Origin of the sequence: Nitrospirillum bahiense, assembly GCF_007828025.1 — a bacterium.
Taxonomy (GTDB): domain Bacteria; phylum Pseudomonadota; class Alphaproteobacteria; order Azospirillales; family Azospirillaceae; genus Nitrospirillum; species Nitrospirillum amazonense.
Map to the genome: position 1 here is coordinate 1 of NZ_VITO01000004.1, position 22,987 is coordinate 22,987.

Sequence of the window (22,987 nt, forward strand, 5' to 3'; positions counted from 1 at the left end):
CGTCCCCAGTTCTACTTCCGCACCACGGACGTGACGGGCATGGTCTCGCTGCCGGAAGGCACCGAGATGGTGATGCCGGGCGACAACGTGCAGGTGACCGTGGAGCTGATCGCCCCGATCGCCATGGACGAAGGCCTGCGCTTCGCCATCCGCGAGGGCGGCCGCACCGTCGGCGCCGGCGTGGTCGCGAAGATCATCGCCTGATAAGTACCAACTGATTTGATTGACGGTGTGCGGTGCCGATGCTATTCGGCACCGCTTCCAACCAAGGTTTAGGACGATGGAAAGCCAGAATATCCGGATCCGCCTGAAGGCGTTCGATCATCGCGTGCTCGACCAGTCGACCAGCGAGATCGTGAATACGGCCAAGCGGACCGGTGCCCGGGTGCGCGGTCCGATCCCCCTTCCGACCCAGGTCGAGAAGTTCACGGTGAACCGCAGCCCGCACATCGACAAGAAGTCGCGTGAGCAGTTCGAGATCCGTACCCACAAGCGCCTGCTGGACATCGTCGATCCGACCCCGCAGACCGTGGACGCGCTGATGAAGCTCGACCTGGCCGCCGGCGTCGACGTCGAGATTAAGCTGTAAGTTTGAGTTGTGGGACCTCTCCCCCTGAGGATGTCCCCTGTTAGGAGAAGAGACTAAAATGCGATCCGGTTTGATCGCGCAGAAGCTCGGCATGACCCGCATCTTCACGGATGAGGGTGAGCACGTGCCGGTGACTGTGCTGAAAGTCGACAATTGCCAGGTCGTCTCCCACAAGACCGAAGACCGGGACGGGTACACCGCCCTGGAAATCGGCGTGGGCAAGGCCAAGGTGAAGAACGTCACGAAGGCTGAGCGCGGCCACTTCGCCAAGGCGAAGGTGGAGCCGAAGAAGAAGACCGTGGAGTTCCGGGTGACCCCGGACGCCCTGGTCGAGGTCGGTGCGGAGATCACCGTCGACCACTTCGTCGCTGGCCAGTTCGTGGACGTCACCGGGACGACCATCGGTAAGGGCTTCGCCGGTGGCATGAAGCGCTGGAACTTCGGCGGCCTTCGCGCCACGCACGGTGTGTCCGTGTCGCACCGTTCGCACGGTTCGACCGGTCAGCGCCAGGATCCCGGCCGCACCTTCAAGAACAAGAAGATGGCGGGTCACCTGGGCGTTGAGCAGGTCACCACCCAGAACCTGAAGGTCGTCTCGGTCGATGTCGAGCGCGGCCTGATCCTCGTCCGCGGCGCCGTCCCCGGCTCCGAAGGCGGTTACATCCTGGTCAAGGACGCCGTGAAGAAGAAGCTGCCGGAGGGCGTTCCCTTCCCGGCCGCCTTCCGTGCGCCGACGCAGGACGCTCCTGCCGCGCAGGAGGGCTGAGCATCATGAAGACGACCGTTAAGAACCTGAAGAACGAGCAAGTCGGCGAGATCGAGCTGGACGACGCCGTGTTCGGCCTGCCGGCCCGCGCCGATCTGCTGGCCCGCATGGTGAACTGGCAGCTGGCCAAGCGCCGTCAGGGCACGCACAAGACCAAGGGGATCTCCGAGATCTCCGGCACGACCAAGAAGCCGTGGAAGCAGAAGGGCACCGGCCGTGCCCGTCAGGGCTCCCTTCGCTCGCCGCAGTTCCGCGGCGGTGCGGTGATCTTCGGTCCGGTGGTGCGCAGCCATGAGCACGACCTGACGAAGAAGGTCCGCAAGCTGGCCCTGAAGACCGCCCTGTCGGTCAAGGCCGCCGAGGGCAAGCTGGTCATCCTGGACGACGCCCGCGCCGAGACCCACAAGACGAAGGCGCTGGTCGAGCAGTTCGGCGCCCTGGGCCTGAGCTCGGTTCTGATCATCGACGGCGCCAACCTGGATGAGAACTTCGTCCGGGCCGCTGGCAACATTCCCCACGTGGATGTGCTGCCGGAGCAGGGCGCCAACGTGTACGACATCCTGCGGCGCGACACCCTGGTGTTGACCCGCAACGCGGTCGAGCAGTTGGAGGCTCGCCTGAAATGAGCAAGAACGCGAAGCCGTTTGTGAGCGCCGAGCGCATGTACGACCTGATCGTCGCGCCCGTCATCACCGAAAAGTCCACCCTGGGCTCCGAGCATAACCAGGTCACCTTCCGGGTGCCCCTGGATGCCACGAAGCCCGAGATCAAGCAGGCCGTCGAAGGCCTGTTCAAGGTCAAGGTGACGGCCGTGAACACCATCGTCTCGAAGGGCAAGACCAAGCGCTTCCGGGGCATCGTGGCTCGCCGGTCCGACTTCAAGAAGGCCATCGTGACCCTCGCCGAAGGGCACACGATCGACGTCACCACCGGCGTGTGAGGGCATTAACGATGGCACTTAAGACTTACCGTCCCATTACCCCGAGCCTGCGTCAGCTGGTGCTGGTCGACCGCTCGGAGCTGTACAAGGGCAAGCCGGTTAAGCGTCTGACGGAGGGCCTGAGCGGCACCGGCGGTCGTAACAACACCGGTCGCATCACCGCGCGTCGCATGGGCGGCGGCCACAAGCGCCGTTACCGTCTGGTCGACTTCAAGCGCAACAAGTTCGACGTCCCCGCGACGGTCGAGCGTCTGGAGTACGATCCCAACCGGACGGCCTTCATCGCTCTGATCCGTTATCAGGACGGCGACCTGGCCTACATCCTGGCTCCGCAGCGCCTGAAGGCCGGCGACGTCGTCGTCGCCGGTGAGAAGGTCGACGTGAAGCCCGGCAACGCCATGCCGCTGAAGAACATCCCGGTCGGCACCATCGTCCACAATGTGGAGCTGCGTGCGGGCAAGGGCGGGCAGATCGCCCGTTCCGCCGGTACGTTCCTGCAGCTGGTGGGCCGCGACCAGGGTTACGCCCAGCTGAAGCTGCCCTCGGGCGAGCTGCGCATGGTCCGGGGCGAGTGCATGGCCACCATCGGTGCCGTGTCCAACCCCGACCAGTCCAACACCGTGATCGGCAAGGCCGGTCGCAACCGTTGGCTGGGCCGTCGTCCGTCCGTCCGTGGCGTCGCCATGAACCCGATCGACCACCCGCATGGTGGTGGTGAAGGCCGTACCTCCGGTGGCCGTCATCCGGTCACGCCGTGGGGCAAGCCGACCAAGGGCAAGAAGACGCGTAGCAACAAGAAGACGGACGGCCTGATTATCCGTCGTCGTCGCTCTAAGTAAGGAGTAGGACCCGTGACCCGTTCCGTCTGGAAGGGGCCGTTCATTGACGGCTACCTTTTGAAGAAGGCAGAGAAGGCGCGCGCGTCCGGCCGCAACGAGATCATCAAGATCTGGTCGCGCCGTTCCACGATCCTGCCCCAGTTCGTCGGTCTGACCTTTGGCGTTTACAACGGCCATAAGTTCCTGCCGGTGCTCGTGACCGAGAACATGATCGGACACAAGTTCGGTGAGTTCTCCCCGACGCGGACTTTCTACGGCCACGCGGCCGACAAGAAGGCGAAGAGGAAGTAAAATGAGCAAGCCTCAATCTGAACGGCCTTTCGCCGACAACGAGGCTGCGGCGCACGGCCGGATGATCAAGTCCAGTGCCCGCAAGCTGAACCTCGTCGCCCAGATGATCCGCGGCAAGGAAGCCGGCACCGCGCTGGCCATGCTGACCTTCTCCAAGCGCCGCATCGCCGGCGAAGTGAAGAAGGTTCTGCAGTCGGCCATCGCCAACGCCGAGAACAACCACCAGCTGGACGTTGACCGTCTGGTGGTCGCTTACGCCACCGTGGGCCGCGCCCTGGTGATGAAGCGCTTCCATGCCCGGGCCCGCGGTCGCGGCGCCCGTGTCGAGAAGTCTTACAGCAACTTGACCGTGGTGGTGCGCGAGCGCGCCGAGGAAGCCACGGGGGAGACCGCGTAACATGGGTCAGAAAGTCAACCCCATCGGGCTCCGCGTCGGTATCAACCGGACCTGGGACAGCCGCTGGTTCGCCAGCCGCGACTACGCCACGCTGCTGCACCAGGACCTGCGCCTGCGCAAGCACCTGCAGGGCAAGCTGGCTGCGGCCGGCGCCTCGCGCATCATCATCGAGCGGCCGGCCAAGAAGGCCCGCGTCACCATCCACACGGCCCGTCCGGGTGTGGTGATCGGCAAGAAGGGCGCCGACATCGAGAAGCTGCGCACCGATCTGGGCCGCATGACCGGCTCCGAGGTCAGCCTGAACATCGTCGAGATCCGGAAGCCGGAACTCGATGCCCGGCTGATCGCCGAGAACATCGCCAGCCAGCTGGAGCGTCGTGTCGCCTTCCGTCGCGCCATGAAGCGCGCCGTGCAGTCGGCCATGCGCCTCGGCGCCCAGGGCATCCGCATCAACTGCGGCGGCCGTCTGGGCGGTGCTGAGATCGCTCGTATGGAGTGGTACCGCGAAGGTCGCGTGCCGCTGCACACGCTGCGCGCCGAGATCGATTACGGCACGGCCACGGCTAAGACCACCTACGGCACCTGCGGTGTCAAGGTGTGGGTGTTTAAGGGCGAAATTCTGGCGCACGATCCGTTCGCCCAGGACAAGCGCGCCGATCAGCAGCCCGTCGCGGCGCGCTGAGGGTGAACGGATACTAGAGGGCAATTGCCATGCTGAGTCCGAAACGTACTAAGTACCGCAAGCAGCACAAGGGGCGCATCCACGGCGCCACCAAGGGCGGCAGCCAGCTGAACTTCGGCGCCTTTGGCCTGAAGGCGGTCGAACCGGCGCGCATCACCGCGCGCCAGATCGAGGCGGCCCGCCGCGCGATCACCCGTCACATGAAGCGTCAGGGCCGGGTCTGGATCCGGATTTTCCCGGACGTGCCGGTGTCGAGCAAGCCCGCCGAAGTCCGCATGGGCTCCGGTAAGGGTTCGCCCGAGTTCTGGGCGGCCCGCGTGGCCCCCGGCCGCATCATGTTCGAGCTGGATGGTGTGCCGGCGGACCTCGCCAAGCGCGCCTTCGAGCTGGCCGCTGCCAAGCTGCCGATTAAGACCCGATTCATCACCCGCCTGGGTGAGGGAGCTGAGGCATGACCAAAGCCGTCGACCTGCGCACGAAAAGCGTGGATGAGTTGCAGGACCAGCTCTTGCAGCTGAAGAAAGAGCAGTTCAATTTGCGCTTCCAGCGCGCCTCCGGGCAGCTGGAGAATACCGCGCGTGTCGGCCAGGTTCGGCGCGACATCGCTCGGATCAAGACCATCCTGGGCCAGCGGGAAACCGCTGCGCCCGTGTCCTGACAGGGGGAAGCGTTATGCCCCGGCGTGTTTTGCAGGGCACGGTTGTGAGCGACAAGGGCGACAAGACCGTCATCGTGCTGGTCGAGCGTCGTGTTATGCACCCCGTGTACAAGAAGTTTATTAAGCAGTCGAAGAAGTATGCTGCTCATGACGAGCAGAATGCTTATAAGGCTGGCGACACGGTGACGATCGAAGAGTGCCGTCCGATTTCCAAGCGGAAGCGGTGGGCCGTCGTCGTGGAAAGCGCCGCCCCGTCGGGCGCCGCCGTCTAACTGTTTTGCTTAAGGAAGCCAAACCATGATCCAGATGCAAACCAACCTGGAGGTCGCTGACAACAGCGGCGCGCGCCGGGTGCAGTGCATCAAGGTGCTGGGCGGCTCCATGCGGAAGGTCGCGGCCGTTGGCGACGTCATCGTCGTCTCGGTCAAGGAGGCCATTCCGCGGGGCCGCGTGAAGAAGGGTGACGTGCACCGCGCCGTCATCGTTCGCACCGCCAAGGAAATCCGTCGCACCGACGGTTCCGCCATCCGCTTCGACCGCAACGCGGCCGTGCTCATCAACAAGCAGGGTGAGCCGATCGGGACCCGTATCTTCGGGCCGGTCACGCGTGAGCTGCGCGCCAAGAAGTTCATGAAGATCATCTCCCTGGCGCCGGAGGTCCTGTAAATGTCGAAGATTAAGAAGGCCGACAAGGTCGTCATCATCGCCGGCAAGGACAAGGGCAAGCAGGGCGAGGTGATCGCCGTTCTGCCGAAGGAGAACCGCGTCAAGGTGCGCGGCGTGAACCTGGTCAAGAAGCACCAGCGTCCGACTCCGACCCAGCAGGGTGGCATCGTTGAGCTCGAGGCGTTCATCGACGTCTCCAACGTCGCCCATGTCGACCCCAAGACCAACAAGCCGACCCGCGTCGGCTACCGGATCCTGGAAGACGGCCGCAAGGTCCGTTTTGCCAAGGTTTCCGGTGAAGTCATCGACCTGTGAGGCGCGTTATGGCTGCCAGGCTTAAAGAACATTACGATTCCGTCGTTCGCGCCTCGCTGAAGAGCGAGTTCAACTACGCCAACGACCTGGAAGTGCCGCGGATCGAGAAGATCATCATTAACATGGGCGTCGGCGAAGCCACGTCCGATGGTAAGAAGATCAACGCCGCCGTCACCGATCTGACCGCCCTGTCCGGTCAGAAGCCGGTGGTGACCCGCGCCCGCAAGTCCATCGCGCAGTTCAAGCTGCGCGAGGGCATGGCCATTGGTTGCAAGGTGACCCTGCGCCGTGACCGCATGTACGAGTTCCTGGACCGTCTGATCACGATCGCCCTGCCGCGCGTCCGCGACTTCCGCGGCGTGTCGGGCACGAGCTTCGACGGTCGTGGCAACTACGCCATGGGTCTCAAGGAGCAGATCATTTTCCCGGAAATCGACTACGACCGCGTGGACGAGATCCGGGGGATGGACATCATCATCGTCACCACGGCGAAGACCGACAAGGAGGCCAAGGCCCTCCTGAAGGGCTTCCAGATGCCGTTCGCGAACTGAGCGGCAGGAGCTTCCCATGGCCAAGACCAGTTCTGTTCAGAAGAACAAGCGCCGCGAGCGCCTCGCGAAGCAGTACGCCGGCAAGCGTAATGCTCTGAAGGCCATCGCGTCCGATCGTACCCTGCCGCCCGAGGAGCGGTTCGCCGCTCGCCTCAAGCTCGCCGAGCTGCCGCGCAACTCCAGCCCGACCCGTATTCGGAATCGCTGCGAGCTGAGCGGTCGTCCGCGTGCTTTTTACCGCAAGTTTAAGCTGTCTCGTATTGCCCTGCGCGACCTGGCCTCGACCGGCCAGATCCCGGGCATGACGAAGTCCAGCTGGTAATCGGAGGTTCGGGAAATGGCGTTGAGCGATCCCTTGGGCGATATGCTGACCCGCATCCGTAATGGACAGCGGGCCCGCATGCAGTCTGTCACCAGCCCGGCCTCGAAGCTGCGCACCAACGTTCTGGAGGTGCTGAAGCGCGAGGGTTACATCCGTGGCTACTCCCTGGACACGGTTCGTCCGGGCGTCCATAGCGTGCGTATCGAGCTGAAGTATCACGAAGGCGAGCCTGTCATTAAGCAGGTGCAGCGCGTGTCGAAGCCCGGCCGCCGCATTTACTCCAAGATCGCCGATCTGCCGCGGGTCTTTAATGGCCTCGGCATCTCGATCCTGTCGACGCCCCGTGGCGTCATGTCGGACAGCGAGGCCCGTGCCGCCAATGTTGGCGGCGAGGTCCTCTGCAAAGTGTTCTAAGGAGCTGGCCACATGTCTCGTATCGGCAAGCATCCGGTGCCCGTTCCGGCCGGCGTGACCGTTCAGGTCACCGGCCAGGACGTCACCGTGAAAGGCAAGCTGGGCCAGCTCAGTCTGACCCTGGTTGACGACATCTCCGCCACGCTGGAAAACGGCTCTGTGGTGGTGAAGCCCGCGAACGACAGCCGCAAGGCTCGCGTGAACTGGGCCACCTCTCGCACGCTGTTGGCCAACATGGTCAAGGGTGTCGACACCGGCTTCACCAAGAACCTCGAGATCACCGGCGTGGGTTACAAGGCCGCCGTCCAGGGTCAGGAACTGCTCCTGAACCTGGGCTTCAGCCATGACGTGCGCTTCCCGATCCCGGCCGGCATCACGATGAAGTGCGACAAGCCCACTTCCATCTCGATCACCGGTTTCGACAAGCAGAAGATTGGCCAGGTTGCGGCTGAGATCCGCGCGTACCGTCCGCCCGAGCCCTACAAGGGCAAGGGCATCCGGTACGCGGATGAGGTGATCATCCGCAAAGAAGGCAAGAAGAAGTAAGGCGCACGATCATGAGCAATGCAAAAGTTCTGAGCGCGCGCCGCAAGCAGCGGGTGCGCACGCGGGTCCGGAAGCTGGGGCAGGGGCGTCCGCGCCTGTCCGTGTTCCGGTCCAGCCAGCACATCTACGCCCAGGTCATCGACGACGTGGCGGGCCAGACCAAGGCCGCGGCCTCGTCCATCGACAAGACCCTGCGTGCGGAGCTGAAGACTGGCGCCGACATCGAAGCGGCCAAGGCCGTCGGCAAGCTGATCGCCGAGCGGGCCAAGGAAGCCGGCATCACGGAAGTGGTGTTCGATCGCGGTTCGTACCTGTTCCATGGCCGGGTCAAGGCCCTGGCCGACGCCGCGCGCGAAGCCGGCCTGCAGTTCTAAGGGGTAGCGATTATGGCACGTAACGAGAGGGACGGCGGCAACAGCGGCGGTCGCGAGCGTGGCGGGGACCGGGATCGTACGCCCCGGGACCGTGAGGAAAGCGAGCTGGTAGAAAAGCTCGTTGGTATTAACCGCGTCGCCAAGGTGGTGAAGGGTGGCCGTCGCTTCGGCTTCGCTGCCCTGGTCGTGGTGGGTGACGCCAAGGGTCGCGTCGGCGTTGGTTCGGGCAAGGCCCGCGAAGTGCCGGAAGCCATCCGCAAGGCCACCGATCAGGCCAAGCGCTCCATGATCCGCGTGCCGCTCCGCGAGGGCCGGACGCTGCATCATGACGTGCACGGCCACTTCGGCGCCGGCAAGGTGGTGCTGCGCACCGCCGACGCCGGTACCGGCATCATCGCCGGTGGTCCGATGCGCGCGATCTTCGAGGCTCTCGGCGTCCAGGACGTCGTGACCAAGTCGGTCGGCACGTCGAACCCGCACAACATGATCAAGGCGACCTTCGACGCCCTGTCCCAGTGCGTCAGCCCCCGCGCCGTCGCCGCCCGCCGTGGCCGTCGCGTCAGCGATATCCTGGGCCGCCGCGAGGCTGGTGCCGAGGCGAAGGAGAGCGCGTGATGAGCGAGAAGAACACCGTCATCGTGACCCAGATCGGCAGCCCGATCGGCCGCCAGAAGGACCAGCGGGCGACGCTGGTGGGTCTTGGTCTCAACAAGCTGCACCGTACCAGCGAACTGGAGGATACCCCTTCTGTCCGCGGTATGATCGCCAAGGTGCAGCACCTCGTGCGCGTCGAGAAGGCCTCCTGAGGCCTTCCCGATACGGCTTGAAGGGATAAAGTCATGAAGCTTACGGATATTCGCGACAACCCGGGCGCCCGCAAGGCGCCCACTCGGGTTGGGCGGGGCATCGGCTCCGGCAAGGGCAAGACCGGCGGCCGTGGCGTGAAGGGTCAGACCTCGCGTTCCGGCGTGTCGATCAACGGCTTCGAAGGCGGTCAGATGCCCCTGCATCGCCGCCTGCCGAAGCGCGGTTTCAACAACCTGTTCGGCACCGACTATTCGGTGGTGAACGTCGGCACCGTCCAGAAGGCCATCGATGAAGGCCGCCTGAATGCCGCCGACGTGATCACCGCCGAGGTGCTGGTCGCCGCCGGTCTGGTGCGCCCGTCCCGTGACGGCGTGCGCCTGCTGGCCAAGGGCAGCATCACCGCCAAGGTGGCGTTCGATGTCGCCGGCGCCTCCGCCGCGGCCGTGGCCGCCGTGGAAGCCGCTGGCGGCTCGGTCAAGGTGCCCGCGGTCGAAGCGGCTGCCGAGTAATTAAGGAAGTGCGGCCGGCGTTCGTGTTAAAAGCGAGCGCCGGCCGTCTTTCTTTCTGCCGCAGGTCTCCCCATCTGGGGTGGGACCCGTTAGGGGGACCGGCGACGGTCCCTTTTCTTTTGTCTTTTTGATACCGTCTGTGCCGCGCCCCTGAGAGGCGCCTCGATAGGAACGGATTCCATGGCTTCAGCCGCCGAGCAGCTCGCCGCCAATCTTAATTTCGGCTCCTTCGCCAAGGCCACGGAACTGAAGAAGCGGCTCTGGTTCACCCTGGGAGCGCTCATCGTTTTCCGCCTGGGCACCTACATTCCCCTGCCGGGCATCAACGTTCAGGCCTTCGCCGACGTTTTCAACCAGGCCAAGGGCGGCATCCTGGGCATGTTCAACATGTTCGCGGGTGGCGCCATCGAGCGCATGAGCATCTTCGCGCTCAACATCATGCCCTACATCTCCGCCAGCATCATCGTGCAGCTGCTGACGGCGGTGGTCCCCAGCCTCGAGACCATGAAGAAGGAAGGCGAGGCGGGCCGCAAGAAGATCAACCAGTACACCCGCTACGGCACGGTGATCCTGGCGATCTTCCAGTCCTACGGTCTGGCCGTGGCGCTGCAGGGCGCCAAGGGCGGCACCGTGATCGACCCCGGTCCCTTCTTCATCATCAGCACCGTGGTCACCATGGTGGGCGGCACCATGTTCCTGATGTGGCTGGGTGAGCAGATCACCGCCCGGGGCGTGGGCAACGGCACCTCGCTGATCATCTTCACCGGCATCGTGGCCGCCCTGCCCAAGGCGCTGATGCAGCTGCTGGAACTGGGCCGCACCGGGGCCATCGGCTTCGGCATCCTGGCGCTGCTGCTGGCCATCGCCGTGGGCGTGATCTTCTTCATCGTCTTCATGGAACGCGCCCAGCGCCGGCTGATCGTGCAGTACCCGAAGCGCCAGGTGGGCAATAAGGTTTACGGTGGCGAAGCCTCGCACCTGCCCTTGAAGCTGAACACCTCGGGCGTCATCCCGCCGATCTTCGCCAGCTCGCTTCTGCTGCTGCCGGCCACCGTCACCGGTTTCTCCGGCGGCACCGGTCCGGAGATCCTGCAGACCATCGCCCGCTATGTCACCCATGGCCAGCCGCTTTACATCGTGCTGTACATGGCGCTGATCGTGTTCTTCAGCTTTTTCTATACCGCGGTCGTGTTCAACCCGACCGAGACGGCGGAGAATCTGAAGAAGTATGGCGGTTTCATCCCCGGTATCCGTCCGGGTAAGAACACCGCTGACTATCTGGACTTTGTTCTCACCCGTTTGACGGTGTTGGGCGCCGGCTACCTGGTGGTGGTTTGTCTATTGCCCGAACTGTTGATGGCCAAGAACGCTATTCCTTTTTATTTTGGCGGCACCAGCCTGCTAATTGTGGTAACGGTGACTATGGACACGGTCGCCCAGATCCATTCGCATCTGCTGGCGCATCAATATGAAGGCCTCATCAAGAAGGCAAAGCTGAGGGGGAGGCGTGGATGAACCTGATTCTTCTGGGGCCGCCGGGCGCCGGCAAGGGAACGCAGGCGCAGCGGCTTGAACGGAAGTTCGGGTTGGTGCAGTTGTCGACGGGCGACATGTTGCGGGCGCTGAAGGACAGCGGCAGCCCGCTGGGTCAGCAGGCCAAGGAGATCATGGCCGCCGGCAAGCTGATGCCGGACGCGATCATGGTCGAAATGATCGCCGACCGCATCACCCAGCCGGATTGCGCCAAGGGCTTCATCCTCGACGGTTTCCCCCGCACGGTTCCGCAGGCCGAGGCCCTGGACCGCATGCTGGCGGACAAGCACCTCAAGCTGGACCACATCATCGAGATGGTGGTGGACGACGCGGCCCTGGTGGAGCGTGTGACCGGCCGGTATACCTGCGCCAAATGCGGCGCCGGCTATCACGACAAGTTCCACCAGCCCAAGGTGGCGGGCGTCTGCGACATCTGCGGCTCGACCGAGTTCAAGCGCCGGGCCGACGACAATGCCGAGACCTTCACCAAGCGTCTGGCTGAATACCACGCGCTGACGGCGCCCATCCTGCCCTACTACCAGGGCAAGGGCGTGCTGAAGCAGGTGGACGGCATGGCGGAGATCGATGAGGTCACCCGTCAGTTGGAAGCCATCATCGCCGCCTGAGCCTCGGGCGTCGCGTTTATCCGAATAGGGAAGGGCCGTTTCTCCGGTGGGGGAGGCGGCCTTTTCCCTTTGGTGGCCCATCACCTGGCTGCATGCCCGGTGTGGGCGCCGCCCGCGTGGGCGCGGTTGACATCCGGTCGCGCCTGCGTATACTCCCGCATCCGATCCGCTCCGGGCCTTGGCCCTGCGGGTCCGGATGAAACCGGCTCTCGGCCCTGGTGCCCCTTTGGGGTGGCGGGACTGAGCTGGTTCGTATGTGCATTTGGAGATCCTGGAGTTTCCAGGTTTTCTTCGGATGAGATGCCCCGAAGGTCATTGGATGTCCCCGCCACGGGAGCCGATGATCAGGCGGGGTGTGGACGAAGATCGCATCGCCCGGGCGTGACGCCGGGGCGGGCATGAACGATGGAGAAAGCGCGTGGCGCGTATCGCTGGCGTTAATATTCCCACCGCGAAGCGGGTGGAAATCGCCCTTCAGTACATTCACGGCATCGGTCCCTTCATGGCGAAGGAGATCTGCGGCAAGGTCGGCATTCCGCTGGAGCGCCGTGTGCATCAGCTGACCGACGACGAAGTCCTGCGTATCCGCGAAGTCATCGACAGCGACTACTCGGTCGAGGGCGACCTGCGTCGCTCTGTCGCCATGAACATCAAGCGGCTCATGGACATGGCCTGCTACCGCGGCCTGCGTCACCGTAAGGGCCTGCCGGTCCGCGGTCAGCGCACGCACACCAACGCGCGCACCCGCAAGGGCCCGGCCAAGCCGATCGCCGGTAAGAAGAAGTAAGCTGAAGGACTGATAAGAAATGGCAAAGCCCAACGCTTCTGCCGCCCGGCTTCGTCGCCGCGAGCGCAAGAACATCACCTCGGGCGTGGCGCACGTGAACGCCTCGTTCAACAACACCATGATCACCATCACCGACGCCCAGGGCAACACCATTGCCTGGTCTTCGTCGGGCATGATGGGCTTCAAGGGTTCGCGCAAGTCCACCCCCTACGCCGCCCAGATGGCCGCCGAGGACGCGGGCCGCAAGGCCCAGGAACACGGCATGCGCACCCTGGAAGTGGAAGTGAAGGGTCCGGGTTCGGGCCGTGAGTCCGCCCTGCGCGCGCTGCAGTCGGTCGGCTTCCAGATCACGTCTATCCGCGACGTGACGCCGATTCCGCACAACGGCGTTCGTCCGCCGAAGAAGCGCCGCGTCTGATCGTTCTACCGATTACGGAGGCGGCCCCTGCGGCCGCTTCCGGTCCAAACGCTTCCGCGTTTCCCCGCCGCCCCGGGACCGGCTTTCGCATGCCATCGCGATCGCCCATGCATGGGGGAGGTGGTCAGGTTCAGGGCAGGGCGCCGGTCGCAGGACCGGCGCCCTGATCCGCACCCGACAGCGGTGAAACCGGGTGTCGTGTCCTCCTGATGGCATTAGAGGCAACTACCCGTGATTCAGAAGAACTGGCAGACCCTGGAAAAGCCCAGCAAGCTCGACGTGAACGTCGGTGCCGATCCGCGCCGTGAGGCCACGATCGTTGCCGGCCCGCTGGAGCGTGGCTTTGGCCTGACCCTGGGCAACGCCCTGCGCCGCGTCCTGCTGTCGTCCCTTCAGGGGGCGGCGGTCACCGCCATTCACATCGATGGCGTCCTGCACGAATTCTCCTCCATCCCCGGCGTCCGTGAGGACGTGACCGACATCGTTCTGAACATCAAGAACATGGGTCTGAAGATGGAGGGCGAGGGCCCGAAGCGGCTGCGCCTGCGCGCCGAAGGCCCCAAGGAAGTCACCGCCGGCATGATCGAGGTGACGGGCGACATCGAGGTGATGGACCCCGACCTGGTGATCTGCACCCTGGACGCCGGCGCCCGCCTGAACATGGAACTGACGGTCGAGAAGGGCAAGGGCTACGTCCCCGCCAGCCAGAACCGTCCGGAAGACGCCCCCATCGGCCTGATCCCGATCGATGCCCTGTACAGCCCCATCCGCAAGGTGGCGTACAAGGTGGAGAATACCCGCCTGGGCCAGCGCACCGACTATGACAAGCTGTCGCTGTCGATCGAGACCAACGGCGCCGTGACGCCCGAGGATGCCGTGGCCATCGCTGCCCGCATCCTGCAGGACCAGCTGCAGCTGTTCATCAACTTCGAGGAGCCGCAGGCCGTCACCGCGTCGGAGAAGTCCGACGAGGTGCCGTTCAACAAGAACCTGCTGCGCAAGGTGGACGAGCTGGAACTGTCGGTCCGTTCGGCCAACTGCCTGAAGAACGACAACATCGTCTACATCGGCGACCTGGTGCAGAAGACGGAGGCGGAAATGCTCCGCACCCCGAACTTCGGCCGCAAGTCGCTGAACGAGATCAAGGAAGTGCTGTCCCAGATGGGCCTGCACCTCGGCATGGAAATCCCGAACTGGCCCCCCGAGAACATCGAGGACCTGGCCAAGCGTCTGGAAGAGCCGTACTGAGCTTGATGTGAGGTTCTCCGCATCCGGTTACGGCCGGATGCGGAGTACAGGGCATAGGGCCCGCCCCCGCCGTACCGGCCGTCGCCCCTTACGGGCGCAGTCGGGCGTTCCGGGGATCGTCATAGGTGTCGGCATCCGACACCCGGACATGAAAGGAGAAGCACCATGCGTCACGGCGTTTCCGGGCGTAAGTTCAGCAAGACCTCTACCCACCGTCTGGCCATGTTCTCCAACATGGCCAATGCCCTGATTAAGCACGAGCAGATCAAGACGACCCTGCCGAAGGCCAAGGACCTGCGGCCGATCGTCGAGAAGCTGATCACGCTGGGCAAGAAGGGCGGTCTTGCCAACCGTCGCCTGGCGTTCGCGGAGCTGCGCGACAACGTCATGGTCGACAAGCTGTTCACCACGATCGCCGAGCGCTACAAGGACCGTCAGGGTGGCTACACCCGCGTCCTGAAGGCTGGCTTCCGCTACGGCGACATGGCCGCCATGGCCGTCATCGAGCTGGTGGATCGCGACGTCTCCGCCAAGGGCCAGGACAGCGGTCCGCTCCAGGTGACGGAGACCGAGGAAGAAGCGGCCTGAGTCTAGGCTGTTCCACTTCCGGAATGGTAAGGGAAGGGGCGGATCCGCAAGGGTCCGCCCTTTTTCATTAACCCACCGGCGGGCTGGTTGGGGGCCTGTCGTGTAAGGTAGGGCTGGGCGGGGATGATGGTGTTTTCCACTCTCGACGGGCGGGCAGCAAATCGCGCATCCTGCGGCCCGTCCATCGCCGGCGCGACAGGCGCGCCACCCGCGCGGACAGGAGGATGAATCGGTGCGTATTTTGGGGATCAAGGCGGCTGTGGCCGGCCTGCTGTTGGCGGGGCTGACCGGCTGCATGTCGCTGCCGTCGCAGCGCGAGGGCAAGCTGGACACCCACGCGGCCTGCGTGGCGCGCTGCAACCGCGACAGCCAGGTGTGCGGCGACACCAAGGCCGGACAGAGCGACCATACGCCCGAATTGAACAACGGCATGTGCCAGCGCGACCTGAAATCCTGCCTGAACCGTTGCGGCGACCCGGGCTGAACCCTATCTCACCCCCGTCCCCTCGTTTCGATCAGACCTGAGAGTTCTTCCCCGTGACGCTTGAAACGCCGTTTCGCCGCATGGTCTCCCGTTGCGCCCTGGTGGCTGTCGCCGCCGGCCTGGCCTTGACGCCGCCGGCCCTGGCCCAGCAGGTACCGCAGAGCCGGGAGCAGATCACGCTTAGCTACGCTCCGCTGGTGAAGCGGGCGGCGCCGGCCGTGGTCAACATCTACAGCCGCCGGGTCATCAAGCAGCGCGTGTCCCCCTTCATGGAGGATCCGTTCTTCCGCCAATTCTTCGGCGACGCCTTCCGCGGCGTCCCGCGCGAGCGGGTGGAATCCTCGCTGGGCTCCGGCGTCATCATCCGGCCCGACGGCCTGATCGTCACCAACGACCATGTCATCAAGGACGCCGACCAGATCACCGTGGTGCTGGCGGACCGGCGGGAGTTTCCCGCCAAGGTCATGAGCGCGGACGAAAAGGTGGATTTGGCCGTCCTGCGCATCGACACCAAGGGCGAGAAGCTGCCAACCCTGGAGCTGGGCGACAGCGACAGCATCCAGGTGGGTGACCTGGTGCTGGCCATCGGCAACCCCTTCGGCGTGGGCCAGACGGTCACCAGCGGCATCGTCTCGGCGCTGGCCCGTACCGGCGTGGGCGTGTCGGACTTCAACTTCTTCATCCAGACGGATGCCGCCATCAACCCGGGCAATTCCGGCGGCGCGCTGATCACCATGGACGGCAAGCTGGCCGGTATCAATTCCGCCATCTACTCGCGCAGTGGCGGCTCGGTTGGCATCGGCTTCGCCATCCCGGCCGACATGGTGCGCTCCGTCGTCACTGCGGTGGAGGGTGGGGGCAAGCTGGTGCGGCCGTGGATGGGCGCCAGCGGCCAGCCGGTGACGCAGGAGTTGGCCACCAACCTGGGCCTGCCCCGGCCCCAGGGCGTGCTGATCAACCAGTTGAACCCCAAAGGCCCGCTCGAGCAGGCGGGCGTGAAGGTGGGGGATGTGGTGACGGCGGTGAACGGCCACCTGGTCGATGATCCGGAAAGCCTGCGCTACCGCATCGCGCTGCTGCCCGTGGGTGGGAACGCGACCCTGACCGTGATCCGCAAGGGCGCGGAAACCAAGCTGCCGGTGAAGCTGATCGGCCCGCCGGAGGACCCGCCGCGGGATGAGACGACGCTGGACGGCCGCCAGCCCTTCGCCGGCACCACCGTGGCCAACATCAACCCGGCGCTCGCGGAGGAGGTCGGCTATGCCGGCAATTCCGACGGCGTCATCGTGCTGAAGGTGCAGCCCGGCACCACCGCCCAGGCCCTGGGCTTCCAGCCTGGCGACGTGGTGGTGAAGGTGAACGGCCAGCCCATCGGCCGCGTGGCCGACTTGAAACGCCTGGTGGCTCAGCCCCAGCGCCGCTGGGACTTGGCTGTCCGCCGGGGTGATCAGGTGCTGACGCTGAGCGTCGGTGGCTAAGGGCTTCGTCGCTGGCTGACGCGGTTTGCCGCCGCGTCAGCCCCGCGCCCGGACCGCCCACTCGGTCAAGGTCCGGACCAATATGTCCACGTCATGGGGATTTTGCGGATCGCCCCCTTGCGTCACCGGAACGGGGTGGCGATCGAAGCGCAAGCCTTCGCCATCCCTCCCCAGGAAGGTACTCATGGGGAAGGCGGTGCCGATGGCCGTCTGTTCCGGCGGATTCATCGAGACGTCGGCATATAGGTCCCGTGACGTGCCGGGGGGCAGGTCCAGCACCACCTGCCGCCAGGGCAAGTCATGCTCTTTCACATAGGCCTGGTCCTTTTCCCAGTCGCGCGGCCGGGAGACCAGGACGATTTCCAGCTTGTCCGCGCCCACCTGCTTCTGCACCTGGCGCATCACGCGAAATTCCGCGACGCAGGGGGCGCACCAGTGGGCCCACTGGTTCACCCACACGATCTTGCCCTTCAGGCTGTCGAAGCGGAACGGCTGCCCGGCCGTGTCCTTGAACGGTGCGGTGTGCAGGGCCGTGATGTGGCGGGCCAATTCCGCCGGGCTGTCGGTGCGCGTGACCCGTTGAACCGGCGGCGGTGTGGGCGACGGGACGCCGGCGTCCAACGGAGCGGCGATCGCGCCGTGGCAGATGAATGCCAGGCCTGCGGAGAGGATAAAGCGCATCGCCAGCGCGTGGGTCCCGTTATGGCGCGTCAATTCCCCCTCCGCTATGCAGTATCCGCACTTATTTTGTTTGATGGTTTTGAGTTTTGCAACTCAATGGCGACGTCATGTCGCCACCCCGGTCAAAAGGACGATGCCAAGCCGCCTCCCGCTCTGGCATGGTGTTCCGGGTTTGTATCCGGGGTGTATGGAACGTCATGGTGAAGAGCGGATCGGGTTCCCTGTTCGAGGCGGAGGCGCCGCGCCCGCTGGCCGATCGGCTGCGGCCGACCGCGCTGGACCAGGTGGTGGGGCAGGAGCATCTGTTGGGACCCAAGGGGCCCATCGGCCGCATGGTGGCGGCCCACCGCCTCAGTTCCATGGTGCTGTGGGGGCCGCCGGGCTGCGGCAAGACCACCATCGCCCGCCTGCTGGCGCAGGCCACCACTCTGGCGTTCGAGCCCCTGTCCGCCGTCTTCTCCGGCGTGGCCGACTTGCGCAAGGTGTTCGAGGCGGCCAAGCAGCGCCGTCAAGCGGGCCAGGGCACCCTGCTCTTCATTGATGAGATCCACCGCTTCAACCGCTCCCAGCAGGACGGCTTCCTGCCCTATGTTGAGGACGGCACCGTCACGCTGGTGGGCGCCACGACGGAGAACCCGTCGTTTGAGCTGAACGCCGCCTTGCTGTCCCGCGCGCAAGTCTTCGTCCTGAACCGCTTGGGAGAGGAGGCGCTGGAGAAGCTGATCGGCCGGGCGGAGGCCGAGGAGGGCCGCGCCTTACCCTTGACCGAGGATGCGCGCGCCGCCCTGAAGGCCATGGCCGATGGCGACGGCCGCTATTTCCTGAATTTGGTGGAGGAGATCTACGCCGTGGTGCGGCCGGGCGAGGATCCGCTCGACACCAACGCCCTGACCGTGGCGGTGCAGCGGCGCATGCCCCTCTACGACAAGGCGCAGGAGGGGCACTACAACCTCATCAGCGCCCTGCATAAATCGTTGCGCGGCTCGGATACCGACGCCGCCCTCTACTGGTATTCCCGCATGCTGGCGGGGGGCGAGGATCCGCGCTACATCGCCCGCCGCCTGGTGCGCTTCGCCAGCGAGGATATCGGCATGGCCGATCCCCAGGCCCTGACCATCGCCCTTGCCGCCTGGGACGCCTATGAGCGCCTGGGCAGCCCGGAGGGGGAACTGGCCATCGCCCAATGCGTCATCTACCTGGGCACGGCGCCCAAATCCAATGCCGCCTACATGGCCATCAAGCAGGCGCAGCGCGCCGCCAAGGAAACGGGCAGCCTGATGCCGCCCATGCACATCCTGAACGCGCCTACCCGCCTGATGAAGGATTTGGGCTACGGCAAGGGCTACAACTACGACCACGACACGGCCGACGGCTTTTCCGGCCAGAACTATTTCCCCGACGGCATGGCGCGGCGGGAGTTCTACCAGCCGGTGGAGCGCGGCTTCGAACGCGAGATCAAGAAGCGCCAGGACTATTGGGCCAAGCTGCGCCAGCGGGCGGCCGAGGGCGGCGGGGAGGGCTGAGGCCTGCCCTGATGGGCTATGCCCTTGAAATCATTTGCGGGGACAGGTGCCCTTCGGGCACCTCTATCGCGGAACGCGCGCCGGCATTCCGCGCGCCCTTCCTATTGAGGATTTCATGGACCGCAGACAGTTCCTGTCGGCCGCCGCCGTTCTGGCCGCCGCGACCACCCAGGTGACGCCCGCCCTGGCCGAGGCCGCCCCCGCCGCTCCCCTGAACCTGCCCGGCATCCGTGTGGCCGGCATCCGCATGATCCCGGTGGCGGGGGGCAAGTACAAGGTCTGGACCAAGAAGATCGGCAGCGGCGCCGTGAAGGTGCTGCTGCTGCACGGCGGCCCCGGCTTCAGCCATGAATATCTTGAGGCCATGGAGTCCTTCCTGCCCGAGGCCGGGATCGAGATGTACTATTACGACCAGCTGGGCTCGAACAATTCCGACCAGCCGGACGACACCAACCTGTGGACCCTGCCGCGCTTTGTTGAGGAGGTGGAGGAGGTGCGCCAGGGGCTGGGCCTGGATCAGTTCGTGCTCTATGGCCATTCCTGGGGCGGCATCCTGGCCATCGATTATGCGCTGAAATACCAGAAGCACCTGAAGGGCCTGGTCATTTCCAACATGGCGGCCGGCATCCAGGCCTATCTGAAGCGCGTCAACGCCCTGCGCGGCCTGATGAAGCCCGAGTCCCAGAAGCTGATCCGGGAGCTGGAGGCGAAGCAGGCTTATGACGACCCGGCGTACGAGAAGATCATGATGGAGGAGATGTATCCCCAGATGATCTGCCGTCTCGACCCCTGGCCGGAGCCTGTCACCCGCGCCTTTCGCCACGCCAATCTCACCATCTACAACCAGATGCAGGGGAAGAGTGAGCTGGAGGTGACGGGCAACCTGAAGGATTGGGAGCGTTGGGACGCGCTGTCCCAAATCAAGGTGAAGACCCTGACCATCGGCGCCAAGCATGACGAGATGGATCCGGAGGACATGAAGCGCATGGCGGCGCTGATGCCCAACGCCCGGTCCGTGATCTGCCCGCAGGGCAGTCACCTGTGCATGTGGGACGACCAGGACTTCTACTTCAAGAACCTGATCCCGTTCCTCAAGAGCGTGTGACCTCTACGGCGCGGGCGTAGTCCTTGGCCGCCTGCACCACGTGGGTGACGGCGCGGGCGATGTCGTCCGGCGGCTCGCCCTCGCGGTCCAGGGCGCTGTCATCCGTCGGCACGCCGCGCACCAGGGCGCCCAGCCGCATCGTGGCGGCCTCGCAATAGCCGATGCGCCGGGTGTCGGGCGGGCCGGGGATGGTGCGCTCGTCCAGCCAGGCGACGGTGGCGGCCCCCGCCAGGCGGCGCAGCGTTTCCAGCACGGCGCCAGCCTCGTCCAGGTGCGCCTTGCGTCGGCGGCCCTCCAGCACCATGCGCTGGCGCGTCACCTCGGCCGCCGTGCTGGCCAGGCCGGCGGCCCGGCGGGCGGCGTCGATCTCGGCATAGGGCGTCTGGCCCGCCCGCACCACCAGGGTGGCGTAGCGCATGTTGGCCTCCACCGCCGCCGCCAGCTTGTGGGGGAAGCCCTTGGGCTCCCGCTCCGGCCACAGGACCAGGCAGCCGGCCAGGCCTATGACGCTGCCCAGTGTGTTGTTGAAGGCGCGGGCCAGGGCGATGCCTTCGCCATGGGCGTTCAGGCCGGGGTGCAGCAGGTCGGCCACCAGCACGAACAGCGGCGTCAGGAAGGTGACGAACAGGCTGTAGCTGACGGAGCGCAGCGCGATGGTGGCGGCTGCCAGGGGGAAGATGGCCGCCAGCAGCGCGAGGGGCGTGGGTAGGGCCACGGCCAGGAAGGCGGCCGCGGCGCCGCCGATGACGCTGCCCACCACGCGTTCCAGGGTGCGGGGCCAGGTGGTGGCGGCCTGCGGCTGCATCACCACCACCGCCGCCATGGTGGCCCAGTAGGCATAGGCGACGTCGAGATAGGCGGTGACGGCGTAGGTGGCGGTCACCACCAGGGCCACGCGCAGGGCATGGCGCGCGATGGGGGAGGAGGGGACCAGGGCCAGGCGCAGGGCCCGGGCGGGCGTCAGGCGGCGGCGCGGCGTTTCGTCCTGTTCGGGCACGGTGGCCAGTGCGCCGTCATCCACCGGCGGCGCCCAGGCGCGGGTCAGGTCGGCCAGGGCCTGGGCGCAGACCTGGGCCACGCGGCCCACCAAGTCGTGCGCCGGCCGGGCGACGCGGTCCAGCACCTCCGCCTCATAGGCCACCAGGGCGCGGTCGGGCTCCGACCGCATCACCTGGCGGCTGGTGCGGGTTAGGGCGGCGCGCAGCTGGCGCAGCGGCAGGGTGTCGGCGTCGGTGGGTGTGCCGGTGGCGTGAGGCTCAAGGTCATAGCCCAGCGCGATCAGGCCGGCGAAGATGCGTTCGCCCGCCTCGATGGCGGCCAGCAGGGCGCGGCGGATGTCGCGCCCGTTGCCGCGCCCGGCGGAGAAGCGGCCCACGGCGGCGCGCGCCCGCTCGATGGTGTCGCGCACGGCGCGGCGATGCTCGGCGGCATGCGCCTTCCAGCGTGCGTCCTGGGTGGCGCCACTGGCGTGCAGGGCCAGCAGTTCGGCCGTCATGTCGCCCAGTTCGGAATAGATGGCGGCGACGGCGCGGCGCGCGGGGGCATAGGGATGGATGCGCCACAGCACCAGGCACAGAGTTACAGCCCAACCGCTGCCCAGCAGGAAGACGCCGGACAGGCGCAGGGCGTCCAGCGGCGCCATGGGATAGCCCACCGCCACCACGGCGACGCAGCAGGCCAGCACGCCCACCTGGGTGGCGGCCGGGCCGTAGACGCGGCTGAGGCAGCAGATGAACAGGGCGACGAACAGGGCCGCCGCCGCCCAGCCGTGCCCCAGCGCTGCCACCGCGCTGACGGCCCCCGCCATGGCTGTGCCGATCAGGGCGAATCCGCCCATGGCCCTGAGCCGCACGCCGAAAGGCCCGCCGGGGTCGGCCAGGCAGGCCCAGAAGGCGGCGAAGGCGGCCCACGACAGGACGGGCTGGTCGAGATACAGCGCCAGCGTGACCATCAGCGCCACCGCCGTGGCGGCGCGCAGACCCTCGGTGATGCCGATCTGCTCCGGTGTCAGCGCGAACGACCGCGCCTGCAGCCAGCGCGCGAGCCGGCCCAGCGGGGAGGAGCGGTCGGTGGGCACCGTGTGGGCGTGGGACATGGAAACTCAAGTAGGCGAACGGGTGGCCAGGGCAACGGTAACCAAGATCGTTCGCAGATGCAGCATTGGCGTGTGCATTGCGGCATTGCTGGTGTGATGGTTGGTTCTTTCCGGCGTGTGCTTCCTGTGTGACGATCTCTCCAGGGTTGTGGGGATAGACATGCTGCGCTTGCTGTTGCGGATCGCTTTGTGGCTGTGCCTGTCGGTGGCAACAGCTGTCGTCTTGCTGGTGCTGCTGTGGAAGGCGGCGGACTTCGACTATTATCAAGAAGCGAACGGGGATATGCCGGAGACTGTGGCGCTTGAGGAAGCGATGGTCGATTCTCTGGCGCAGGAAAGTGGCGACGACCCCGTTTACCTTTCCCTGTTTGGGCGCATTTTTCCGAATGATATGTTGGGTGTGATCCACGCCCGACGGCCAGAAGTAAACCTGCTGTCTTGCCCCCCGACATCGAAGTGGGACCGAACGTGTGCCGTGGGATATCGGAATGCTTCGGACGACGGTGGAGGCCACCTGGCCCTCATCGACGTGACGCGGGTGGAGATACCTCTCTGGCACCTCGCGCAGATTCGCTATTCCTTCTATAACGGCGGAGGCGAACGGATCCTGATCAAGGTTTTCGGCAAATGGCGGATCATCGACCGCTGGGATGTCCACGTGCTGGTGACCAAGATCCTGGATGAAGACGATGACGAGTCTCCCGCTGAGGATGAGGCGCCGAAGCAGCTTAAGGTGCCACGGGGTGGCCCCTGAG

At 65.6% G+C, this 22,987-nt stretch carries 35 protein-coding genes; 33 read left to right on the forward strand and 2 right to left on the reverse strand.

Features of this window, described 5'->3' with window-relative positions; all coding sequences use genetic code 11:
* From FBZ88_RS06815 to FBZ88_RS06960, 30 genes are all read left to right on the forward strand, one after another.
* A partial coding sequence (locus FBZ88_RS06815; protein ID WP_484213844.1) for an EF-Tu C-terminal domain-related protein occupies positions 1–204 on the forward strand: 204 nt, incomplete at its 5' end.
* A gap of 76 nt (positions 205–280) precedes the next feature.
* On the forward strand, positions 281–589 hold the full coding sequence (rpsJ, locus tag FBZ88_RS06820; protein WP_040848411.1) for a 30S ribosomal protein S10: 309 nt from the start codon (positions 281–283) through the stop codon (positions 587–589).
* 58 nt (positions 590–647) lie between these two features.
* Positions 648–1,355: a 50S ribosomal protein L3 gene (rplC, locus tag FBZ88_RS06825; RefSeq protein WP_040848410.1), complete on the forward strand. Its 708-nt coding sequence runs from the start codon at positions 648–650 to the stop codon at positions 1,353–1,355.
* A gap of 5 nt (positions 1,356–1,360) precedes the next feature.
* The gene (rplD, locus tag FBZ88_RS06830; protein WP_145609111.1) at positions 1,361–1,981 is read left to right on the forward strand and encodes a 50S ribosomal protein L4; all 621 of its coding nucleotides are present in this window, start codon (positions 1,361–1,363) and stop codon (positions 1,979–1,981) included.
* On the forward strand, positions 1,978–2,295 hold the full coding sequence (locus tag FBZ88_RS06835; RefSeq protein WP_088871757.1) for a 50S ribosomal protein L23: 318 nt from the start codon (positions 1,978–1,980) through the stop codon (positions 2,293–2,295). Before rplD ends, FBZ88_RS06835 begins: the two co-directional genes overlap by 4 nt.
* 11 nt (positions 2,296–2,306) lie before the next feature.
* Positions 2,307–3,134, forward strand: coding sequence for a 50S ribosomal protein L2 (gene rplB, locus FBZ88_RS06840; RefSeq protein WP_040848407.1), 828 nt, complete (start codon positions 2,307–2,309; stop codon positions 3,132–3,134).
* 12 nt (positions 3,135–3,146) lie between these two features.
* Entirely contained in the window at positions 3,147–3,425 is a 279-nt protein-coding gene (gene rpsS / locus FBZ88_RS06845) for a 30S ribosomal protein S19 (RefSeq protein WP_004273665.1), read from the forward strand.
* 1 nt (position 3,426) lies between these two features.
* Positions 3,427–3,822 (forward strand): 50S ribosomal protein L22, encoded by a 396-nt coding sequence (rplV, locus tag FBZ88_RS06850; protein ID WP_004273664.1) that lies wholly within the window; start codon positions 3,427–3,429, stop codon positions 3,820–3,822.
* A gap of 1 nt (position 3,823) precedes the next feature.
* Positions 3,824–4,504: a 30S ribosomal protein S3 gene (rpsC, locus tag FBZ88_RS06855; protein WP_040848406.1), complete on the forward strand. Its 681-nt coding sequence runs from the start codon at positions 3,824–3,826 to the stop codon at positions 4,502–4,504.
* 29 nt (positions 4,505–4,533) lie between these two features.
* Positions 4,534–4,959, forward strand: a complete 426-nt coding sequence (gene rplP, locus FBZ88_RS06860; protein ID WP_040848405.1) for a 50S ribosomal protein L16 — start codon at positions 4,534–4,536, stop codon at positions 4,957–4,959.
* Entirely contained in the window at positions 4,956–5,162 is a 207-nt protein-coding gene (gene rpmC, locus FBZ88_RS06865) for a 50S ribosomal protein L29 (protein WP_040848404.1), read from the forward strand. Before rplP ends, rpmC begins: the two co-directional genes overlap by 4 nt.
* Before the next feature lie 14 nt (positions 5,163–5,176).
* Entirely contained in the window at positions 5,177–5,434 is a 258-nt protein-coding gene (gene rpsQ, locus FBZ88_RS06870) for a 30S ribosomal protein S17 (protein WP_004273663.1), read from the forward strand.
* Positions 5,435–5,459: 25 nt separating this feature from the next.
* Complete coding sequence (gene rplN / locus FBZ88_RS06875; RefSeq protein ID WP_004273662.1) at positions 5,460–5,828, forward strand: 50S ribosomal protein L14; 369 nt, start codon at positions 5,460–5,462, stop codon at positions 5,826–5,828.
* Positions 5,829–6,143, forward strand: a complete 315-nt coding sequence (gene rplX, locus FBZ88_RS06880) for a 50S ribosomal protein L24 (RefSeq protein WP_040848403.1) — start codon at positions 5,829–5,831, stop codon at positions 6,141–6,143. It begins immediately after the preceding gene.
* An 8-nt stretch (positions 6,144–6,151) separates the two neighbouring features.
* A complete protein-coding gene (gene rplE, locus FBZ88_RS06885) occupies positions 6,152–6,694 on the forward strand; it encodes a 50S ribosomal protein L5 (RefSeq protein ID WP_040848402.1) in 543 nt (180 codons plus the stop codon).
* 16 nt (positions 6,695–6,710) lie between these two features.
* Entirely contained in the window at positions 6,711–7,016 is a 306-nt protein-coding gene (gene rpsN, locus FBZ88_RS06890) for a 30S ribosomal protein S14 (protein ID WP_004273661.1), read from the forward strand.
* Between the two features lie 15 nt (positions 7,017–7,031).
* Positions 7,032–7,430: a 30S ribosomal protein S8 gene (rpsH, locus tag FBZ88_RS06895; protein WP_004273660.1), complete on the forward strand. Its 399-nt coding sequence runs from the start codon at positions 7,032–7,034 to the stop codon at positions 7,428–7,430.
* A 12-nt stretch (positions 7,431–7,442) separates the two neighbouring features.
* Complete coding sequence (gene rplF, locus FBZ88_RS06900) at positions 7,443–7,976, forward strand: 50S ribosomal protein L6 (RefSeq protein WP_145616035.1); 534 nt, start codon at positions 7,443–7,445, stop codon at positions 7,974–7,976.
* 11 nt (positions 7,977–7,987) lie between these two features.
* Positions 7,988–8,350 carry a 50S ribosomal protein L18 gene (rplR, locus tag FBZ88_RS06905; protein ID WP_088871756.1) on the forward strand — a complete coding sequence of 121 codons (363 nt, stop codon included), beginning with the start codon at positions 7,988–7,990 and terminating at the stop codon, positions 8,348–8,350.
* 12 nt (positions 8,351–8,362) lie between these two features.
* Positions 8,363–8,965 (forward strand): 30S ribosomal protein S5, encoded by a 603-nt coding sequence (gene rpsE, locus FBZ88_RS06910; RefSeq protein WP_040848400.1) that lies wholly within the window; start codon positions 8,363–8,365, stop codon positions 8,963–8,965.
* On the forward strand, positions 8,965–9,156 hold the full coding sequence (gene rpmD, locus FBZ88_RS06915) for a 50S ribosomal protein L30 (protein ID WP_040848399.1): 192 nt from the start codon (positions 8,965–8,967) through the stop codon (positions 9,154–9,156). Before rpsE ends, rpmD begins: the two co-directional genes overlap by 1 nt.
* Before the next feature lie 33 nt (positions 9,157–9,189).
* A complete protein-coding gene (gene rplO, locus FBZ88_RS06920; RefSeq protein ID WP_040848398.1) occupies positions 9,190–9,666 on the forward strand; it encodes a 50S ribosomal protein L15 in 477 nt (158 codons plus the stop codon).
* A gap of 180 nt (positions 9,667–9,846) precedes the next feature.
* Complete coding sequence (secY, locus tag FBZ88_RS06925) at positions 9,847–11,181, forward strand: preprotein translocase subunit SecY (protein WP_145616036.1); 1,335 nt, start codon at positions 9,847–9,849, stop codon at positions 11,179–11,181.
* Positions 11,178–11,825: an adenylate kinase gene (locus FBZ88_RS06930; RefSeq protein WP_004273658.1), complete on the forward strand. Its 648-nt coding sequence runs from the start codon at positions 11,178–11,180 to the stop codon at positions 11,823–11,825. The genes secY and FBZ88_RS06930 overlap by 4 nt, the downstream gene beginning before the upstream one ends.
* A 418-nt stretch (positions 11,826–12,243) precedes the next feature.
* Positions 12,244–12,612 (forward strand): 30S ribosomal protein S13, encoded by a 369-nt coding sequence (gene rpsM, locus FBZ88_RS06935; protein WP_004273657.1) that lies wholly within the window; start codon positions 12,244–12,246, stop codon positions 12,610–12,612.
* Positions 12,613–12,631: 19 nt separating this feature from the next.
* Positions 12,632–13,030: a 30S ribosomal protein S11 gene (gene rpsK / locus FBZ88_RS06940; RefSeq protein WP_004273656.1), complete on the forward strand. Its 399-nt coding sequence runs from the start codon at positions 12,632–12,634 to the stop codon at positions 13,028–13,030.
* 231 nt (positions 13,031–13,261) lie between these two features.
* Complete coding sequence (locus tag FBZ88_RS06945; protein ID WP_040848396.1) at positions 13,262–14,278, forward strand: DNA-directed RNA polymerase subunit alpha; 1,017 nt, start codon at positions 13,262–13,264, stop codon at positions 14,276–14,278.
* A gap of 165 nt (positions 14,279–14,443) precedes the next feature.
* Positions 14,444–14,866: a 50S ribosomal protein L17 gene (rplQ, locus tag FBZ88_RS06950; protein WP_145616037.1), complete on the forward strand. Its 423-nt coding sequence runs from the start codon at positions 14,444–14,446 to the stop codon at positions 14,864–14,866.
* Between the two features lie 232 nt (positions 14,867–15,098).
* Positions 15,099–15,350 (forward strand): hypothetical protein, encoded by a 252-nt coding sequence (locus FBZ88_RS06955; RefSeq protein ID WP_145616038.1) that lies wholly within the window; start codon positions 15,099–15,101, stop codon positions 15,348–15,350.
* Between the two features lie 53 nt (positions 15,351–15,403).
* On the forward strand, positions 15,404–16,828 hold the full coding sequence (locus FBZ88_RS06960; protein ID WP_145616039.1) for a DegQ family serine endoprotease: 1,425 nt from the start codon (positions 15,404–15,406) through the stop codon (positions 16,826–16,828).
* A gap of 36 nt (positions 16,829–16,864) precedes the next feature.
* On the opposite strand, the gene FBZ88_RS06965 is transcribed toward FBZ88_RS06960, so the two are convergent.
* The gene (locus tag FBZ88_RS06965) at positions 16,865–17,542 is read right to left on the reverse strand and encodes a TlpA family protein disulfide reductase (RefSeq protein ID WP_145616040.1); all 678 of its coding nucleotides are present in this window, start codon (positions 17,540–17,542) and stop codon (positions 16,865–16,867) included.
* Positions 17,543–17,706: 164 nt separating this feature from the next.
* Here FBZ88_RS06965 and FBZ88_RS06970 point away from each other — a divergent pair, with 164 nt between their 5' ends.
* Complete coding sequence (locus FBZ88_RS06970) at positions 17,707–19,032, forward strand: replication-associated recombination protein A (RefSeq protein ID WP_040848392.1); 1,326 nt, start codon at positions 17,707–17,709, stop codon at positions 19,030–19,032.
* 115 nt (positions 19,033–19,147) lie between these two features.
* On the forward strand, positions 19,148–20,137 hold the full coding sequence (locus FBZ88_RS06975; RefSeq protein ID WP_145616041.1) for a proline iminopeptidase-family hydrolase: 990 nt from the start codon (positions 19,148–19,150) through the stop codon (positions 20,135–20,137).
* On the opposite strand, the gene FBZ88_RS06980 is transcribed toward FBZ88_RS06975, so the two are convergent.
* A complete protein-coding gene (locus tag FBZ88_RS06980; RefSeq protein WP_145616042.1) occupies positions 20,124–22,232 on the reverse strand; it encodes an FUSC family protein in 2,109 nt (702 codons plus the stop codon). The two genes, FBZ88_RS06975 and FBZ88_RS06980, sit on opposite strands and share 14 nt — an antisense overlap.
* A 160-nt stretch (positions 22,233–22,392) precedes the next feature.
* Between FBZ88_RS06980 and FBZ88_RS06985 the strand changes: the two genes are divergently transcribed.
* Positions 22,393–22,986 carry a hypothetical protein gene (locus FBZ88_RS06985; protein WP_145616043.1) on the forward strand — a complete coding sequence of 198 codons (594 nt, stop codon included), beginning with the start codon at positions 22,393–22,395 and terminating at the stop codon, positions 22,984–22,986.
* Position 22,987: the final 1 nt, after the last annotated feature.